This window comes from Pseudomonas sp. SIMBA_068 (genome assembly GCF_046534705.1).
Lineage (GTDB): Bacteria > Pseudomonadota > Gammaproteobacteria > Pseudomonadales > Pseudomonadaceae > Aquipseudomonas > Aquipseudomonas putida.
Map to the genome: position 1 here is coordinate 1 of NZ_JAWRYI010000199.1, position 330 is coordinate 330.

1 protein-coding gene is annotated in these 330 nt (G+C 65.8%); it reads left to right on the plus strand.

Annotation, left to right across the window (positions count from 1 at the left end):
- A partial coding sequence (locus SB756_RS28810) for an aminotransferase class I/II-fold pyridoxal phosphate-dependent enzyme (RefSeq protein ID WP_410912933.1) occupies positions 1 to 330 on the plus strand: 330 nt, incomplete at both ends.

The following is a 330-nucleotide window of genomic DNA, read 5'->3' on the forward strand; positions in this document are numbered from 1 at the left end:
GTTGGTCCCGGTGGGGCCGGATGTGCGTTACCAACTGACGCCGGACCTGGTGGAGCGCTATTGGGATCAGGACAGCGTGGGCGCCCTGGTGGCCTCGCCGGCGAACCCCACCGGCACGGTCCTGAGCCGGGACGAGTTGGCGGGGTTGTCCACCGCGATCAAGGCTCGCAACGGGCATCTGGTGGTGGACGAGATCTACCATGGCCTGACCTATGGCGCCGATGCCGCCAGCGTTCTGGAAGTGGAGGACAGCGCTTGCGTCCTGAATAGTTTCTCCAAATATTTCGGCATGACCGGCTGGCGCCTGGGCTGGCTGGTAGCTCCGCCGGC